This window comes from Cobetia sp. MB87 (assembly GCF_011319755.1).
GTDB lineage: Bacteria > Pseudomonadota > Gammaproteobacteria > Pseudomonadales > Halomonadaceae > Cobetia.
On sequence record NZ_VFBC01000005.1, the window covers coordinates 180,762 to 196,457 of the forward strand.

General features: G+C 61.1%; 14 protein-coding genes. 5 read left to right on the plus strand and 9 right to left on the minus strand.

Features of this window, described 5'->3' with window-relative positions:
* Positions 1-7: 7 nt before the first annotated feature.
* Together CDPAHKCJ_RS04110 and CDPAHKCJ_RS04115 are read left to right on the plus strand one after the other, a co-directional pair.
* Complete coding sequence (locus CDPAHKCJ_RS04110; RefSeq protein ID WP_166018783.1) at positions 8-1,285, plus strand: TRAP transporter large permease; 1,278 nt, start codon at positions 8-10, stop codon at positions 1,283-1,285.
* A 171-nt stretch (positions 1,286-1,456) separates the two neighbouring features.
* Positions 1,457-2,215, plus strand: coding sequence for an IclR family transcriptional regulator (locus tag CDPAHKCJ_RS04115; RefSeq protein ID WP_166018784.1), 759 nt, complete (start codon positions 1,457-1,459; stop codon positions 2,213-2,215).
* Between the two features lie 204 nt (positions 2,216-2,419).
* Here CDPAHKCJ_RS04115 and CDPAHKCJ_RS04120 read toward each other — a convergent pair whose 3' ends face one another.
* The 4 genes from CDPAHKCJ_RS04120 to CDPAHKCJ_RS04135 form a co-directional block, all read right to left on the minus strand.
* Positions 2,420-2,896: a universal stress protein gene (locus tag CDPAHKCJ_RS04120; RefSeq protein ID WP_166018785.1), complete on the minus strand. Its 477-nt coding sequence runs from the start codon at positions 2,894-2,896 to the stop codon at positions 2,420-2,422.
* Between the two features lie 45 nt (positions 2,897-2,941).
* Positions 2,942-4,285, minus strand: coding sequence for a TRAP transporter large permease (locus CDPAHKCJ_RS04125; protein ID WP_205700782.1), 1,344 nt, complete (start codon positions 4,283-4,285; stop codon positions 2,942-2,944).
* Positions 4,282-4,875: a TRAP transporter small permease gene (locus CDPAHKCJ_RS04130; protein ID WP_205700783.1), complete on the minus strand. Its 594-nt coding sequence runs from the start codon at positions 4,873-4,875 to the stop codon at positions 4,282-4,284. The genes CDPAHKCJ_RS04125 and CDPAHKCJ_RS04130 overlap by 4 nt, the downstream gene beginning before the upstream one ends.
* Positions 4,876-5,034: 159 nt before the next feature.
* Positions 5,035-6,111, minus strand: coding sequence for a TRAP transporter substrate-binding protein (locus CDPAHKCJ_RS04135; protein WP_240916643.1), 1,077 nt, complete (start codon positions 6,109-6,111; stop codon positions 5,035-5,037).
* Between the two features lie 486 nt (positions 6,112-6,597).
* On the opposite strand from CDPAHKCJ_RS04135, the gene CDPAHKCJ_RS04140 reads away from it, so the two are divergent.
* Positions 6,598-8,100 (plus strand): PLP-dependent aminotransferase family protein, encoded by a 1,503-nt coding sequence (locus CDPAHKCJ_RS04140; RefSeq protein WP_166018786.1) that lies wholly within the window; start codon positions 6,598-6,600, stop codon positions 8,098-8,100.
* Positions 8,101-8,218: 118 nt separating this feature from the next.
* Here CDPAHKCJ_RS04140 and CDPAHKCJ_RS04145 read toward each other — a convergent pair whose 3' ends face one another.
* From CDPAHKCJ_RS04145 to thiO, 3 genes are all read right to left on the minus strand, one after another.
* The gene (locus tag CDPAHKCJ_RS04145) at positions 8,219-9,682 is read right to left on the minus strand and encodes an FAD-binding oxidoreductase (RefSeq protein WP_240916644.1); all 1,464 of its coding nucleotides are present in this window, start codon (positions 9,680-9,682) and stop codon (positions 8,219-8,221) included.
* Between the two features lie 116 nt (positions 9,683-9,798).
* Positions 9,799-10,185 (minus strand): nuclear transport factor 2 family protein, encoded by a 387-nt coding sequence (locus CDPAHKCJ_RS04150; RefSeq protein ID WP_054555520.1) that lies wholly within the window; start codon positions 10,183-10,185, stop codon positions 9,799-9,801.
* A gap of 240 nt (positions 10,186-10,425) precedes the next feature.
* The gene (thiO, locus tag CDPAHKCJ_RS04155) at positions 10,426-11,565 is read right to left on the minus strand and encodes a glycine oxidase ThiO (RefSeq protein WP_166018787.1); all 1,140 of its coding nucleotides are present in this window, start codon (positions 11,563-11,565) and stop codon (positions 10,426-10,428) included.
* 194 nt (positions 11,566-11,759) lie between these two features.
* Between thiO and CDPAHKCJ_RS04160 the strand changes: the two genes are divergently transcribed.
* Together CDPAHKCJ_RS04160 and CDPAHKCJ_RS04165 are read left to right on the plus strand one after the other, a co-directional pair.
* Positions 11,760-12,875, plus strand: a complete 1,116-nt coding sequence (locus CDPAHKCJ_RS04160; protein WP_346773891.1) for an AAA family ATPase — start codon at positions 11,760-11,762, stop codon at positions 12,873-12,875.
* On the plus strand, positions 12,872-14,620 hold the full coding sequence (locus CDPAHKCJ_RS04165; RefSeq protein ID WP_166018788.1) for a cobalt chelatase: 1,749 nt from the start codon (positions 12,872-12,874) through the stop codon (positions 14,618-14,620). Before CDPAHKCJ_RS04160 ends, CDPAHKCJ_RS04165 begins: the two co-directional genes overlap by 4 nt.
* 36 nt (positions 14,621-14,656) lie before the next feature.
* Here the strand turns inward: CDPAHKCJ_RS04165 and CDPAHKCJ_RS04170 are convergent, their stop codons facing one another.
* Together CDPAHKCJ_RS04170 and CDPAHKCJ_RS04175 are read right to left on the minus strand one after the other, a co-directional pair.
* Positions 14,657-15,241, minus strand: a complete 585-nt coding sequence (locus CDPAHKCJ_RS04170) for a hypothetical protein (protein WP_166018789.1) — start codon at positions 15,239-15,241, stop codon at positions 14,657-14,659.
* Positions 15,238-15,669: a hypothetical protein gene (locus tag CDPAHKCJ_RS04175; RefSeq protein ID WP_166018790.1), complete on the minus strand. Its 432-nt coding sequence runs from the start codon at positions 15,667-15,669 to the stop codon at positions 15,238-15,240. Before CDPAHKCJ_RS04175 ends, CDPAHKCJ_RS04170 begins: the two co-directional genes overlap by 4 nt.
* Positions 15,670-15,696 lie beyond the last annotated feature (27 nt).

Below are 15,696 nucleotides of genomic sequence, written 5' to 3' on the forward strand. Positions count from 1 at the left end.
GGTCAGCATGACAGACGGTATCTGGATCTCCCTGATCACGGCGGGCGTGACCGCCTTCTTCCTGCTCGGCGTGCCCATCTTTCTCGTCATCGGCCTGTGGGTGGTCGGCACCAGTCTGGTGATCGACTTCACGCTGGCCAATGTCGGCGTCACCCTCTTCCAGGGGCTGAGCTTCTTCGGCCTGCTGGCGTTGCCGCTGTTCATCCTCACGGGGGACCTGATCAACGCGGCGGGCATCGCCAAGCGACTCTCCGACTTCGCCTACTCGACGCTGAGCTGGATGCGCGGCGGGATGGGCATGTCGACCCTCGGCGCCTGCGGGCTGTTCGCGGCGATTTCCGGCTCCAACGCCGGCACCACCGCCACCATCGGTTCGATCATGCAGCCCGAGATGGTCAAGAACGGCTATGACGAGCGCTTCGCGGCCGCGACGGCGGCCTCCGGCGGCACCGTGGGCATCATCATTCCGCCCAGCATCATCTTCATCGTCTACGGCTTCATGATGAATCTGTCGATCAGCGACCTGTTCATCGCCGGCATGGTGCCGGGCGCCCTGATGGTGGTGGCGATGATGGTCGCCTGCTATCTGGTGGCACGCCGGAATGGCTGGGGCCAGCTGCAGCCCTTCAAGGCCGGTGTCAGCGCCAGGCTGGCGCGCAAGGCCTACCTGGGCTTCGCGACCATCGGCGTGGTGGTCTATGGCATCTACTCGGGCAAGTTCTCGCCTACCGAAGCCGCCGCCATCACCGTGGGCTTCACCATGATCGCGGGGCTGTTGATCACCCGCGAGATCAGCCTCAAGAAGCTACCGACCATCATGCTGCGCTCAGGTCAGATCGCCGGCATGCTGGCGCCGCTGATCGCCATCTCGGTGGTCATGCAGCAGCTGCTGTCGGTGCTGGGCGCCGGTCAGGCGCTGAGCGAGATGCTCAGCGGCATCGACAACTACTACCTGACGCTGGGCACCTGCATGCTGATCATCCTGCTGGCGGGCATGATTCTGGAAAGCCTGCCGGTGACGATCATCCTGGCGCCGATTCTCGCGCCCATCGCCCAGCAGGCTGGCGTCGATCCGATCCACTTCTCGGTCATCTTCCTGGTCGGTGCCGCCATCGGCTTCGTCACGCCACCCTTCGGGCTCAACCTGTACGTGGCCAGCAGCATCACCGGCATTTCCTACGTCAGACTGGTCAAGTACGTGATTCCCTACTTCATCGCGCTGATCGCCTGCTGGCTGGCCATCTGCCTGGTGCCTTCCCTTTCCCTGTTCCTGGTAAACCTGTAACACTAGCCTCATCGACAGCCCCGCGAGGGGCTGTCTTCGTCTCATCAGGGCAGCCTTCGCCAAGGGGTCCGTTGCCGTGATGAATCGATGCACTGACGCCTTGCCACCCTGCCCCTGTCGGCCCCGATCACCCTGTGTGACATGCGCCCGACAGCAGGATGAGGACACTAGATGAGCAAAGACACGCCCACGAATTCGACACTCTTTCGCGCACTCGGCCTGCTGGAAGAAATCGTCACCACCCAGCACGCCGTCAGCGCTGCCGATCTCGAGAAGCGCTTCGACATCCCCAAGCCGACCATCCATCGCCTGCTCAAGCAGCTGGAAGAACAGCAGCTGATCAGTCGTGACCTGGATGGCCGTCACCTGCTGCCCGGCCCGCGCTTTCGGCGCATGTCGCTGGGCGCACTGGCCAATGAGGGCCTCAAGGTGCCGCGCCGTGTCCTGCTGGAGCGACTGGCGAAGGAAGTCGGCGAGACCTGCAACCTGACGCTGCTCGATGGCCACGAGGTGATGTATTACGACCGCGTGGAAACCAACTGGCCGGTGCGCATCCAGCTGGCGCCCGGATCACGCCTGCCGCTGCACTGCACCGCGAGTGGCAAGCTGTTTCTGGCGCTGATGCCGCTGCATCGCCGCCGCGCCCTGCTCGCCCATCTGGCGCTGGAGGCGCACACGCCCTGCACCCTGACCTCGCGGGCCACGCTGGAAGAAGCGCTCGACATCGTGGTGCGCAATCAGCTGAGCACCGATGATGAGGAGTTCATCCAGGGCATGGTCGCCATCGCGGTGCCGGTCTTCGATGAGGTCGGCCAGATCCAGGCGACACTGGCGATCCACGCGCCACGCCTGCGCCACTCCATTGACTCCCTGCTGGAATGGGCACCGCTGATGCGCCAGATCGCCACTGAGCTGGAAGGTACGCTCTGAGGCGTGCACCTTGTGCGCACATGACGCATGAGGTGATCCCGTCCAGACTCGGGTGACACCTGAGCCACGCTGGCGATGGGCCATGATCCAAAACGCTCGCCCCCGCAGACAGTGATTGTCTGCGGGGGCGAGCGTTTTTCAGCGAGCTTTTTCATGTGCCAACTTTCTGAGTACCGCTATCCCTCAAGCGTTTCTCTCCTGCGCTCAGGGCGTCGGTACCACCACCACCGGAATGCTGGCGCGCTTGATCACCCCCTTGGTGACCTTGCCCGCATAGGAGGCCACGAAGCCGCGCTTGTTGGTCGCCATGATGATCATGTCGCAGTCATGGCGCGTGGCGTAGCGGATGATCTCCGAGGCCGGATAGCCCTCCACCACATTCAGCCCGGCGATCACCGGGCGCGGGTCGCCGTTGTCATGGGTGCTCCAGAAGTCCTCCAGCATCTTTTCCAGGCTCTCCCTGGCCTGATCGAGCCGCTGCTGCATCAGGCCCTCCAGCGTCGGCTTGTGACGGATGTTGACCTTTAGGGTGTTCATCACGTCATCCGACAATGACTTGACGGTATGCAGCACATGCAGCTCGGCGCCCGTCGCACCCGCCAACCACACCGAGCGCGCCAGTACCCGCTCACAGTCTCCGCGCAGGCCTACACAACACAGAATTCGTTTGACTGCCGGCATCGTCCTTCTCCTCGTTCATTGCAGGGCTAGCGTTCAGATGGCGCTTCAGTACCCCATCACCCTGGGTAGCCACAGCGAGATGTCAGGCACATAGGCGATCAGGAAGATGGCCGCTACCGAGCCCGCCGCGAACGGCAATGCCTTGAGCGAAATCTCCTCGATGGAGGCGCCGCCTATCCCCGAGGCCACGAACAGGTTCTCGCCCAATGGCGGCGTCTGGAAGCCGATGGCCAACGCGCAGACCACCACGATGCCGACGTGCACCGGGTCCATCCCCAGCATGTACATGATCGGCAGCAGCACCGGGGTGAGAATCATGATCGCGGCCAATGTCTCCATGAACATGCCGACGAACAGCAGGAAGAAGATGATCATCGCCCAGATCAGGTAGAGGTTGTCGGTCATCGCCAGCATGCCTTCGGCGATATGCGCCGGCACGCGTTGCTCGACCAGCAGCCGCCCGAAGACCGTCGCCGTGAACAGGATCAGCAGCACGCGACCGGTGATCCAGGTGGTGGTCTCCAGGGTGCGCAGCGTCGGCTTCCACTTGAGTTCCTTGTGCAGAAAGATGCCGACGATCAGGGTGTAGACGATGGCGACGATGGCGGATTCGGTCGGCGTGAAGAGGCCGCTGTAGATACCGCCCAGGATGATGAAGGGCGCCAGCATCGACCAGATGCCTTTCTTCAAGGTGGCGCGGATATGCGGCCACGACCAGCTGTTGGTCAGCCCACGATAGCCACGTTTCTTCGAGATCACGTAGTTGATCATCAGCAGGAAACCGGCGATCACCACGCCGGGCATGACGCCGGCGATGAACAGCTTCGGGATGGACAGTGTCTGGAAGTCACCGTGCATGGCCACAGCTTCAGGTGGTGGCTGCAGCCCCATGCCGGAAATCCCGAAGATCACCATCGGGATCGATGGCGGAATCACCACCCCCAGCCCCCCGGAAGAGGCCGTGATCGCTGAGGCATAGCCACGATCGTAGCCGCGCTTGGCCATCGCCGGAATCATCAGCATGCCGACCGCCGCCGTGGTGGCCGGCCCCGAACCGGAAATCGCACCGAAGAACATGCAGGCAAACACCGTGGCGGCGGCAAGTCCGCCCGTCACCGGCCCGGCGAAGGCCTCGGCGATATCGACCAGCCGTCGCGAGATGCCGGCGGCCTCCATCAGCGCCCCGGCCAGAATGAAGGCCGGCAAGGCCATCAGCGGGAATGAACCCACCGAGGTAAAGGCGATCTGCACGAACGCCATCGGGTTTTCATCGATGCTCAGATAGGTCGCCAGCGCAGCGACTCCCAACGAAACGGTGATTGGTGCGCCCAGTACCAGCAGCAGGAAGAAGACGCCAAACAGGATGTAGATGATGGTGGAATCGATCATGACTTGCCGCCCTCCTGTCTTTCACTGACCTGTCCATCAGTGACCTGTGGATCAGTGCCCTGGCCGTCACCACCCTGCTTCAATTCCTCCATTGCCTGGGAATCCGGGTCCACGATGTCTTCCTTGCGCACGAACTTGAGATAATTGGTCTGGATGATGCGCACCGTCATGGCGGTAAAGGCCAGCGGCAGAATCAGATAGAAGTACTTCATCGGCACACCCAGCGTCTGGGACTTCCAGAACAGGTTCATCTTGTTGAACACGAAGTCGTAGCTGTAATAGGTGAACACCGCATTGAAGGCGATCCAGATGATATCGGTCAGCACACCGCAGAGGGTTTCCACCCAACGCGGCAGGAATCGAAACTGGAAGGTCACGCGGTTATGCGCCGACATGCGTGTGGCGTAGACGGCCCCTAGATAGGCAAACCACACGAAGGCATAGGTCGCCAACTCGTCTCCCCAGGGAATCGAGTAGCTGAAAAGGTTACGCAGCATGATCTGCGCGAAGAGAATGATGACGAACACCACCAGCAGAAACTGGCAGAGATAGTTCTCGAGATTATCCAGAAACTTCAACAATACCCGCATGGAAATACATCCCCCGACATCGCCAGCAATGACCACTTGACGCCACGCTTCCCCTGCCAGAGATCACCTGTCGATGACATGCTCTTGGCATGCTCATGACCGGTGCCGGCAGGCAGGGGAATACGGACAGGCCTGGAGCCTCAGCAGCTCAGCGAATCATCAGGGCGCGGTGGACGGATCACGCCCGAGGGTCTCGAGCACCTCGACCAGCTTGTCGCGGCCGCCGATGCTGTCATAGAAGTCCGGCCAGATGCTGGAGGCCTTGGCGATCCATTCCTGCTCGTCATTGGCGGGCTGGGTGATGGTCATGCCGTGCTCTTCCACCAGCGATTTCTTGATGGAATCCTCGGTGGCCAGCAGGTAGTCATAGCTGTGCGACGTCGCCTCTTCACCGGCCGCCAGCACCAGTTGCTGGTTCTCTTCGCTGAGGCTCTGGAAGGTGCCTTCGCCCATGATCAGCGGTTCCATCGAGAACACGTAACAGCTGTCGGTGACGTGGTTCTGCACCTCATAGAACTTCATGGCATCGATGGTGATGTAGGGATTGTCCTGGCCATCGACGACACCCTGTTGCAGGGCGGTGAAGGTCTCGGACCACGCCAGCGGGTTGGGGTTGACGCCCCAGGACTGGTAGGAGGAGATCATGATCTCGTTCTTGGGAACGCGGATGACCATGCCGGCCAGGTCCTCGGGTGAGGCGACGGCCTGCTTGGAATTGGTCAGACGACGGCAGCCGGAATAGGCCCAGCCCAGAATGCGGATACCGGAATCACGCAGGGTGTTCTCGCGCAGCTCATCGCCGATCTTGCCTTGCGTCAGCGCCTTGGCATCGTCCGGGCCGTGGATGACATACGGCAGGGTCAGCACGCCGACGGTCGGCGAGAAGGGCGTCAGGTTATTGATCGCCACCACTGACAGGTCAACGAGCCCCATGCTGGCATTGTTGACGGTGTCCTGCTCACTGCCCAGCTGGCCGTTGGGGAAGAGGTCGACCTTGATGTCACCGCCGGACTTCTCTTCCACCAGGCTTGCGAAGGTCTTGCCCAGCTCATACTGGGTGCCGCCGGCGGCATCGCCGAGGGCCATCTTCCAGGTCGCGGCATTGGCGCCAGCGGCCATGCCCAGACTCGCGGCAGCCACCGCGATGGCCAGCGAGGACTTGAAGGCGCTGGTGCGAGATACGCCAGTGCGAGTAAGGAGGCGGAAGTCTGAAAGGGTCTGTGTCGAGTCGATCATCTTGTCTGTCCCGTCGTTATTGTTGTTGCGGGCTCCTGACGGCTGCGCGTGATAGCGAGCGGGGTACTGCACCTCATATCGTCAATGACTTCGCGTCTGCACCACTATCTTGCAGCGCCTCATGTCATTCACGATTGCCATCACCTGCTCATCTACAGCCCCAGGAAAGGGAGTGTGAAGTCGCGTCGTGCTTGAACTGTGCTTTCGTTGTACCTGCCAGATCACTTTCTCCCCGTGCGCCATTCCTCGATAGAACCAGTCTGCCGGCATCGATGGGGCCAGTCTTGCAGCACGGTTGCTCTCCCCCTTGAGGTCTGCCTCAATGACGGCATGCCAGCAGAGGAAACCCTGCGGTCAACAGCAGCCAGCACTACCTCAGGATGTGCGAATGACGGGGCAATCGGGTATAAAAAATGCATATAAAACGGGAGCTTCCGTCAAGAAGCCCACGTGACAACACGCTCGCGAAAACAACAGAGAACACGCATGAGCCATCCGCTGTTTCACCTCGATTCCTCGCGCAAGGAAAGCCTGCAATTCCAGATTCGCGAGCAGATTTCCCAGGCGATTCTCGAAGGCCATCTGCCGCGTGATGTCGCGCTGCCCTCCAGTCGCAAGCTGGCCCGCGAGCTGAATGTCGCGCGCAATACCGTGATGCTGGCCTATGACCAGCTGTTGGAAGACGGCTTTCTGATCGCGCGGGAGCGCAGCGGTTACTTCATCAATCCCGAGATTCTCAAGGGTCGTGCCGACACACCGGTGCGCCTCAATGACATCGATGCCGACAGTCTCGACTGGGATGAGCGTCTGGCCATCAAGCCCTCCGGGCAGCGCACCATCGAGAAGCCCGGCGACTGGCACCACTACGACTACCCCTTCCTTTACGGCCAGCTCGACCCGGAATTCTTCCCCACCCAACACTGGCGGGAATGCAGCCGTGACTCGATGAGCGTGCCGTCGATTCGCAGCTGGTCGGTGGACCACCTCAACAATGACGACCCGCTGCTGATCGAGCAGATCCATCAGCGGTTGCTGCCCCGCCGCGGTGTCTGGGCAAGCCCGGAAGAAATCCTGATCACGGTGGGTACGCAGCAGGCGCTGTGGATCAGCTGCATGCTGCTGCTCAAGCAGGGCCAGCGCTTCGCGATGGAGAACCCGGGCTACGTCGACATGTACAACATCGCCAGCACCTTCACTGACGACATCCAGCTGCTGCCCATCGACGACAAGGGCATGCAGCCGGTGGAGTCGCTCGAGGACTGCCGACTGGTCTATGTCTCGCCCAGCCATCAATCGCCGACCACCGTCACCCTGCCGCTGGAGCGTCGCCGCCAGCTGCTGGACATGGCCGAGACCGGCAACTTCCTGATCATCGAGGACGACTACGAGAGCGAGAGCAACTACGCCGACAACCCGACACCGGCGCTCAAGAGCCTGGACCGCCACAAGCGGGTCATCTACGTCGGCAGCCTCTCCAAGACCCTCGCCCCCGGCCTGCGACTGGGGTATATGGTCGCGCACCCCACGCTGATTCGAGAGGCCCGCGCCCTGCGCCGCCTGATGCTGCGCCATCCGCCGACCAACAATCAGCGTGCGGTGGGACTCTTCATCGCGCGTGGCTATCACGACAGCCTGATCAATCAGATGCATCAGGTGATGCAGCGTCGCTTCCTGCTGATGCGTGACGCCATCCAGCGCCATCTGCCGATGATGAGCACGCCTGCTACCTACGGCGGCTCCTGCTTCTGGATGCATGGCCCCGACACGCTCAACGCCCATCGCCTCGCTGCCCTCGCCCGTGAGCAGAGCATTCTGATCGAGGTCGGCGACCTGCATTTCTTCTGCAATCGCAGTGCCCATCGCCATTACCTGCGCCTCGGTTTCTCGGCGATTCCGGAAGCGCGCATCGAGGCCGGCATCATCAAGCTGTCCGCGCTGGTGCCGCTGGCGATGGAGGCACCCGAAAGCGTCATCGACATGAGCGCCTGACTCCCGACAGGAGCTTATGGAAAATGATTACCCTATAGCTAAAAAGAGGCTCCCTGACTGACCAATAACACTTGGCAGTCAGGGAGCCTCTTGTCTTTCAGACAATCGCACTTGCAGACTACTGCGCCTCGTCCTTCATCGCGTACCAGCGATACAGGCACCGCTGGCCGGTGCGGCGGAACGGCGCGAACAGCGGCGACTCCACCTTGTTGAGCACATTGGGATACGGCAGGCGCGACTGGAAGATCGGCAACACCAGATCCGCCGCGTCCCTGGCGATCCACTGGGCGAGACGCTTGCCCGCCTGGGCGGAGTACATCACGCCGTTGCCGCCATAGCCCATGGCGTAATAGACGCTCTGCTTCGGGTCCGGCTGATGGATGCGCGGCATCATGTCGTGGCTGACATCCACCCAGCCCCACCAGGAATAATCGACCTCGATGCCGCTCAGCGCCGGAAACTTGCGATGCATGTCGGCGATCAGCAGCTGCTCGTATTGTGCCTTGGGCGCATCACGCCCCGAGACGGCACTGCGGCTGCCGATCTGCAGGCGGTTGTCCGGCAGCAGACGATAGTAGTGGCGCAGCACGCGGGTGTCGGTGAGCACCTGGTGGGTATGAAAGCGTGTCGCCTCGATTTCCTGCGCCGTCAGCGGGCGCGTCACCAGCGAGTTGGAGAGCACCGGCATCAGGCGCTTGTCGAGCTCCGGATGCAGCTTGCCGGAGGTGTAGCCGCCAGTGGCCATGCCCACCGAACGCGCCTTGACCACGCCACCCGGCGTTCTCAGATAGTGCACGCCATCACGGGTCTCCCAACTCTCCACCGGGCTTGCCGGGTGCACCTTGACGCCCAGACGTCGCGCCTTGCGCAGATAGCCGAAGGCCAGCTTGCCGGGGTGCACGCCGATGCCTTCCGGCTCATGCATCGCACCGCAGGCCTCTTCGTCACCGACCCACTCATTGCGCACCGTGGCGCCATCGATGATGCGGGCATCGTAATGGAAGGTCTCGCGCAACAGGCGCGCTTCCTTCTCCAGCCCCGGCATCATGCGCTCGCGGTGGGCGATATACAGATGACCGCCCGGCTGCGGATCGCAGTCGATGTCCTTGATCAGTTCCTTGAAATTCTCCATGCCCTCGACGCACTCGCGGTGCAGGCCGTGAGCGGCCTCGAGCCCGTAGCGCTCGATCCACTGCGAGCGCTTGAGGCGCCCGGTGGCGCACTGCGCCTGACCACCATTGCGGGTCGAGCAGCCCCAGCTGACCCGATTGGCCTCCAGCACGGTGGCCTTGATGCCGTACTTCTCGGCCAGCACGATGGCGGCGGTGAGTCCGGTGAAACCGGAGCCGACGATCACCACATCGGCATCGATATCGCCCATCACCGGGCCATCGTCTGCCGGCGGCTCACCGGCGGTGGCGACCCAGTAGGTCGGCGCGTAGTCACGCCCTTCGCCGGGGGTGGCGCTCACCAGCGGGTCATAGGCCGGGTCATACGGCCGCGAGGCCTGAGTGGCCGGGCGCTGCTCTGATTCGTTGCCCATGTCCGACGGCCGGGCGCCGTGCTGCACGATAGTTTCCATCTCGAACACCTCCTCTCACCCACGGAGCGCACGCCAGGAACTGACGCCATGACGTGCTGCCCCTGGGGCAAAGACAGCTTCAGAAACCTCTTCCCTGATCGGTGCGCCGCTGGCGCTCAGACGTTGACGGGCGGACGGTTCTTGCGGAAGGCGTTCTTGATCGCGATCTTGCCGTCACGCAGCGTGAAGGCGTCGATCATGCGCGCTTCGCTGCGCGCGCCATCGGCGGTGGTGCCGGTATAGGTGCTGATGACGAAGCCACGCTCGCCGTCGGCGAAGATTTCCGCGTCGATCCACTGGGCATCCGGCGCGTTCTGCCAGGCAGCGGAGAGGCCCGCACGCACGGCGTCCTGACCGGCGAAGGTCTTGCCTTCCAGCTCCGGCCCGGCGATGGCGAGGAATTCGCAGTCATCGGTCATCATCGACAGGCAGTCGTCGATGTCGTGACGGTTTAGGGCATCGCAGAAGGCAGTCAGCAGTTCGATGGTGGCTTGGTGAGTCATGGGTCGGGCTCCGCAGTCTTGTTGTTGGGCTTGTTGTTCGAGCGTGTCGTTTGCGCAAGGGCGACAGCAAGCGCTGCGCCATGACCCGAGACTACGCCGACACTTGCACCGCCCTTTAGCACCAGTTGGCTGCCACCGATTGGGCCAGTTGGCACCAGCGGGGCTGCCCGGGTGCCAACTGGTCCCATCGCGCCGCGCTGATGCTGTACCAAGGCCGCCCAATCGCCGCCCTCGAGCGACTCAACCTGCAAGGGCCGTGGGCGCTGCCACGCCCGGTGGCGTGAAGGCCTCCGCTGACATGAAGCTCTCGCGCCCGAGCAGGATGTCACTGAGCAGGCGCGTGGCGGCGGGTGCCAGCACCAGGCCATTGCGATAGTGACCGGCATTCACGTAGAGGCCATCAAGCCCCGGCACCGCGCCGATGAAGGGTGTGCCATCCGGCGTGCCCGGACGCAGGCCGGCCCAGTGATGCTCAGGCGCCAGCTCACCCAGCGCAGGCAGAATGCTCGCGGCGCTGGCATGCAGTGACTCGCGCGCCTCTGAGGTGGTGGACTTGTCGAAGTCCTGATGCTCCAGGGTCGAGCCGATCAGAATCCGCCCATCGGCGCGCGGAATCACGTAGCGGCCATCGCACAGCACCACCCGCGACAGCAGCGGCGCATCCACACTGCAAAGCCCCGCCGCCACTGGATTGAACACCATCATCTGGCCCTTCACCGGGCGCACCGGCAGCAGTACACCGGCCGCGGCCAGCAGCCTGCCGCTCCAGGCGCCGCCACACACCACGACGTTGTCTGCGCTGACGGTCTCATCAACCAGCCGGACGCCCGTGACACGCGACGGCGTGGCAAGCACCAGCTGCGTGACCTCGCACTCTTCACGCACGCGGATAAGCGGATGCGCCAGCAGACGCGCACGCAGCGCCTGACCGAGGCGCGGATTGCGAATGCTGCCCAGTGTCGGCATCCACAGCGCCTGCTGATAGCCACTGGCCAGATGCGGCTCGCGCGCGTAGAGCGCCTCACGCTCGATCACCTCCAGCGGCTTGTGCTGGGTGCGCGCCCAGTCCAGCGCCAGCGCCTCATCCTCCACCCGCAGGTAGATCAGGCCTTTCTGGCGGTACTCGGGGTCGATGCCGGTGGCCTCCTTCAGCGCCTCGGCAAGCCTCGGGTATTCGCCTTCTGACCAGCGTGACAGTGACGAGATGGCGCTCGAATAGCGCCACGGATACAGCGGCGAGACGATGCCGCCACCGGCCCACGATGCCTCGCGTCCGCACTGGCCGCGCTCCAGCAGCGTGACCGTCTGACCGGCCTCGGCCAGCTGCCACGCCATCATCATGCCCATTACGCCGCCACCAATGATCAGGGTATCGCTCATCTGCCTTGCTCCTGCGGGGAATGAATAATCACAAATCTCATATTTCGATACGATTTGCATTATTTTTAGAAACAAAGCTATATTCAAGCCATTGCCGCTGCCCGGTTTGCCTGACTCCCTGTGACAGGTCTACCGACATCCCCGCGACAGGTCTGCCGGGCAGCCACCAACAAGAATGACGAGGGAGACACCCCGTGAGCGACGCCACCTTGACGCCTTTCAGCAGCGATGAAAGCTCTGCCAATGATGCAAGTCCTGCCAGCGATGCAGGCCCCGCCGCCTCTGCCGAGCAGCCGCTGCCCGCCGGTCAGTTGCAGCCCACTGAGCTGCGCGGCGTGCGCGAGCTGTTCGGCATCGACAGTGATCTCAAGGTGCCGGTCTTTCTGGAGCGCGACGCCCACGTGCCGGAAATCGATGACGCCTATCGCTTCAATCCCGATGTCACCCTCGCCATCCTCGCCGGCTTCACCAACAACCGTCGCGTGATGGTTCAGGGCCTGCATGGCACCGGCAAATCGACCCATATCGAGCAGATCGCCGCGCGCCTCAACTGGCCGTGCCTGCGCGTCAATCTCGATGGTCATGTCAGCCGGCTGGATCTGGTCGGCAAGGACGCCATCGTGATTCGCGACGGCGTGCAGGTCACCGAATTCCAGGAAGGCATCGTGCCCTGGTCACTGACTCGCCCGATCGCGCTGATCTTCGATGAGTACGATGCCGGCCGCCCGGACGTGATGTTCGTCATCCAGCGCATTCTGGAGCGCGACGGCCACTTCACGCTGCTGGATCAGAACCGCGTGATTCGCCCGCATCCGCAGTTCCGGCTGTTCGCCACCGCCAATACCGTCGGGCTTGGCAATCAGGATGGGCTCTATCACGGCACCCAGCTGCTCAACCATGCGCAGATCGACCGCTGGAACATCGTCGCCAAGCTGGATTACCTGCCGCGTGATGAGGAAGTGAAGATCGTGCTGGCCCGCGTGCCCGCCAAGAACAACGAGCGTGGCCAGGCGCTGATTCGCGCGATGGTCGCGGTGGCCGACCTCACCCGCAAGGGCTTCGCCAATGGCGATCTGTCGAGCCTGATGTCGCCGCGTACCGTGATCACCTGGGCGGAGAACTGCGAGATCTTCCGCAACCCGGCGCTGGCCTTCCGCCTCTCCTACCTCAACAAGTGCGATGAGCATGAGCGCCCGCTGGTCGCCGAGTTCTATCAGCGCTGTTTCGCCAGGGAGCTTGAGGAGTCCGCGGCGCTGATGGAGAGCGATCTGATGGATGAACAGGACAGCGACAAGGGAGCCCGGGCATGAGTGCGGCCCAGCAGGTACGCCGTCGTCAGCAGTATCTCGAGGAGCTTGCGGCGGCGAGTCTCGGGGCACTCAGCGGTCAGGCCGGCTGGGCCTATCGGGGACGTCGCCTGAGTCGGCATGCTCAGGCGTTGCCACTGCGCACGCCGCATCTGCGCCTTGAGGAAGACGACTGCACGCTCGACAACTATCGCGCGGTCAGCGATGCCATCGCGCTGCGTCTGCTCCACACCGACGAGGCGCTGCATCTGGCGGCGCGCCCGGCGTTGCCGGAAACCCGTCTGATCTATGACCTGCTGGAGCAGCTGCGCGTCGAGGCGCTGGTCGACCCTGACATGCCCGGCGTGCGCGAGAATCTGGCGCGGCGCTTCACCGACTGGTGCCTGGCCTTCTATCACGCGGGCCTGACCGAGACGAGCAGCGGCATCCTCATCTATAGCGTCATCCAGTCGTGCTGGTCGCGCCTGATGGCCTGCGCGGTGATCCACGAGACGGAGGATTACATCGAGACGACGCGCGCCTCCTTCTATCAGGCGCTGGGCGCTGACATGGTGGGGCTGAGACGCACGCGTTTCGATCAGGCGGCCTACCAGCAGCACGCGCTGAACATCAGCCTGTGGCTGGAGCAGGAACTGGCCGAATCGCTGGAGGAGCAGGACGGCGAGGAAGAGGAGGACTCGGATGCCAGACAACGCTTCGCGCTGTTTCTGGAAAACGAGGATGAGGAAGCGAGTCTGCTCGAGGAGCAGGCGGCATCACCGCTGCCGAGTCATCGGCGTGGCGCGCCGGAGGAATTGCTGCCCTATCAGGTGTTCACCACGGCCTATGACCGCGAGCTGGAACCGGCCAGGCGCATGCGCGCGGCCCTGCTCGATGAGTATCGTCAGGCGCTGGATACGCGTCTGGCGGAGCAGAAGATCAACGTGCGGCGCCTGGCACGTCAGCTGGCGCGCCATTTCAGCACGCCGCAGCGTGAGGGATGGCACTTCGGGGAGGAGGAAGGAATCATCGATGGGCGGCGGCTGAGTCAGGTGATTTCCTCGCCGGCCGAGAGGCGGGTCTTCCAGCGCGAGCGCTGGGTGCCCGAGGCCAGTGCGCAGGTCAGTTTCCTGATCGACTGCTCCGGTTCGATGAAGGTGCATGGCGAGGCAGTGGCGATGCTGATCGAGATACTCACCCGCGCGCTGGACATGGCCGGTGTGCCCACCGAGGTGCTCGGCTTCACCACTGGCGCCTGGAATGGTGGCCGCGCCCTGAAGGACTGGCGGCGTGCCGGCAAGCCCGCGCGACCGGGTCGCCTGAATGAAGTGCAGTATCTGGTCTTCAAGCCCGCCTCACTGGCGTGGCGCCGTGTGCGCCGCAACTTCGGCGCCCTGCTCAAGGCCGATCTCTATCGCGAAGGCGTGGATGGCGAAGCCGTGCAATGGGCCTGCTCACGTCTCGCGGAAAACGCTCCTGCCGGCGAAGGCACGCGCCGTCTACTGGTCGTCATCTCCGATGGCAGCCCCTGTGACAGCGCCACCAACACCGCCAATGACGAGCAATACCTCGACAGCCACCTCAAGCAGGTGGTCGCGCAACAGACCCGCTCCGGCCGCCAGGCCATCCTCGGCCTCGGCGTCGGGCTGGATCTCAGCGCCTACTACCCCAACCAGCTGATCATCGATCTTGAACGCACCCTCGACAACGCCCTCGCCGATGAGATTGTTCATCATATGGCGCTGGCGTGTCGGCATTATCGACTATAAATAATCGCTAATGCAAAAACCACACACCTTAAAAAATTACTCTCTAATTAACGTATAATATCCTTTTGTTGACTTGTCCGTATAATAATTTCCTTCAAGCCTATCAAAATTCTTACTTTTTATCCTCAAAATTGAAGTACCATTGTATGCAGAATCAGACTTACCATTCTTATGCTTAGGTATAACTCGGTACACGTAATACAGCAGCACACCACTAGATTCTAATTCTTTCTTAGGTACCACAAGCAAAGTATCAGAATCGGAACCATCTGAAGATACGGACATACTTATACTGAAAAGGGTTTGCTTTATTTCCGCCCTAGCGCTTACAGTGTCACTATTTCCTTCATAGCTCCAATGTATTTTCATGCTCCAGTTACCATTAAGATCTGGAAACAAAATATTATTAAGTATTGGAAATACTTTCCATAACTTCCTCCAAACCAAGTGAACTAAAATAAGTATTAACAAGTTTAGAAGAAAGGCTGCTTTGAATGACCACAATATATGTTCAAAAACATCATTACCACTACCTAGCAAACTTACAATGATAGCTACTGCAACACTATAGAAAACTGCTACCAAAACAACAACTCTTTGTATAGAGACTAGTCCGATCATTTCACCTCCCTGTAATAAATCTCTACTCCATCTACAAACAATACAACTCGCTTGCTTTCAGTCACAATGCCAGTTAAATAAACATCACTTAAGCATGAGCCAAAAATTGCTGCCATATACCTACCCCCAATACCTAACCTTTCAATCTCTAATTCATTAACTATAGGGGGTGAAAAATAATATGAGATATGTGTTAAAGATAGATTGCTAGAAAGGAAATGAAAGCCATCATGGAATATATTGGTCTTTTTAGAAATACTAAGCAAATAGCTCTCTACATCAGGAGAACTTGCAACTAAGCTATTTTTATGCAGAGGAAAAATAGGGATATTCAATATATCATCATAAACTACTATCCCTAAGCCGGTAAAATCATCCCCAGAATAATTAGCTATATTCAGCAATAGTTTCTTAATATCATCAAGCACTTTAATCTTCCATAATAATAAAAATAA

What these genes read in the sequence shown, in the direction of transcription:
- CDPAHKCJ_RS04135 (WP_240916643.1), bottom strand. Translation starts at nt 6,111, where the DNA reads ATGATCGACTCGACACAGACCCTTTCAGACTTCCGCCTCCTTACTCGC.
- thiO (WP_166018787.1), bottom strand. Translation starts at nt 11,565, where the DNA reads ATGAGCGATACCCTGATCATTGGTGGCGGCGTAATGGGCATGATGATG.
- CDPAHKCJ_RS04120 (WP_166018785.1), bottom strand. Translation starts at nt 2,896, where the DNA reads ATGCCGGCAGTCAAACGAATTCTGTGTTGTGTAGGCCTGCGCGGAGAC.
- CDPAHKCJ_RS04140 (WP_166018786.1), top strand. Translation starts at nt 6,598, where the DNA reads ATGAGCCATCCGCTGTTTCACCTCGATTCCTCGCGCAAGGAAAGCCTG.
- CDPAHKCJ_RS04165 (WP_166018788.1), top strand. Translation starts at nt 12,872, where the DNA reads ATGAGTGCGGCCCAGCAGGTACGCCGTCGTCAGCAGTATCTCGAGGAG.
- CDPAHKCJ_RS04150 (WP_054555520.1), bottom strand. Translation starts at nt 10,185, where the DNA reads ATGACTCACCAAGCCACCATCGAACTGCTGACTGCCTTCTGCGATGCC.
- CDPAHKCJ_RS04115 (WP_166018784.1), top strand. Translation starts at nt 1,457, where the DNA reads ATGAGCAAAGACACGCCCACGAATTCGACACTCTTTCGCGCACTCGGC.
- CDPAHKCJ_RS04125 (WP_205700782.1), bottom strand. Translation starts at nt 4,285, where the DNA reads ATGATCGATTCCACCATCATCTACATCCTGTTTGGCGTCTTCTTCCTG.
- CDPAHKCJ_RS04170 (WP_166018789.1), bottom strand. Translation starts at nt 15,241, where the DNA reads ATGATCGGACTAGTCTCTATACAAAGAGTTGTTGTTTTGGTAGCAGTT.
- CDPAHKCJ_RS04110 (WP_166018783.1), top strand. Translation starts at nt 8, where the DNA reads ATGACAGACGGTATCTGGATCTCCCTGATCACGGCGGGCGTGACCGCC.
- CDPAHKCJ_RS04130 (WP_205700783.1), bottom strand. Translation starts at nt 4,875, where the DNA reads ATGCGGGTATTGTTGAAGTTTCTGGATAATCTCGAGAACTATCTCTGC.
- CDPAHKCJ_RS04145 (WP_240916644.1), bottom strand. Translation starts at nt 9,682, where the DNA reads ATGGAAACTATCGTGCAGCACGGCGCCCGGCCGTCGGACATGGGCAAC.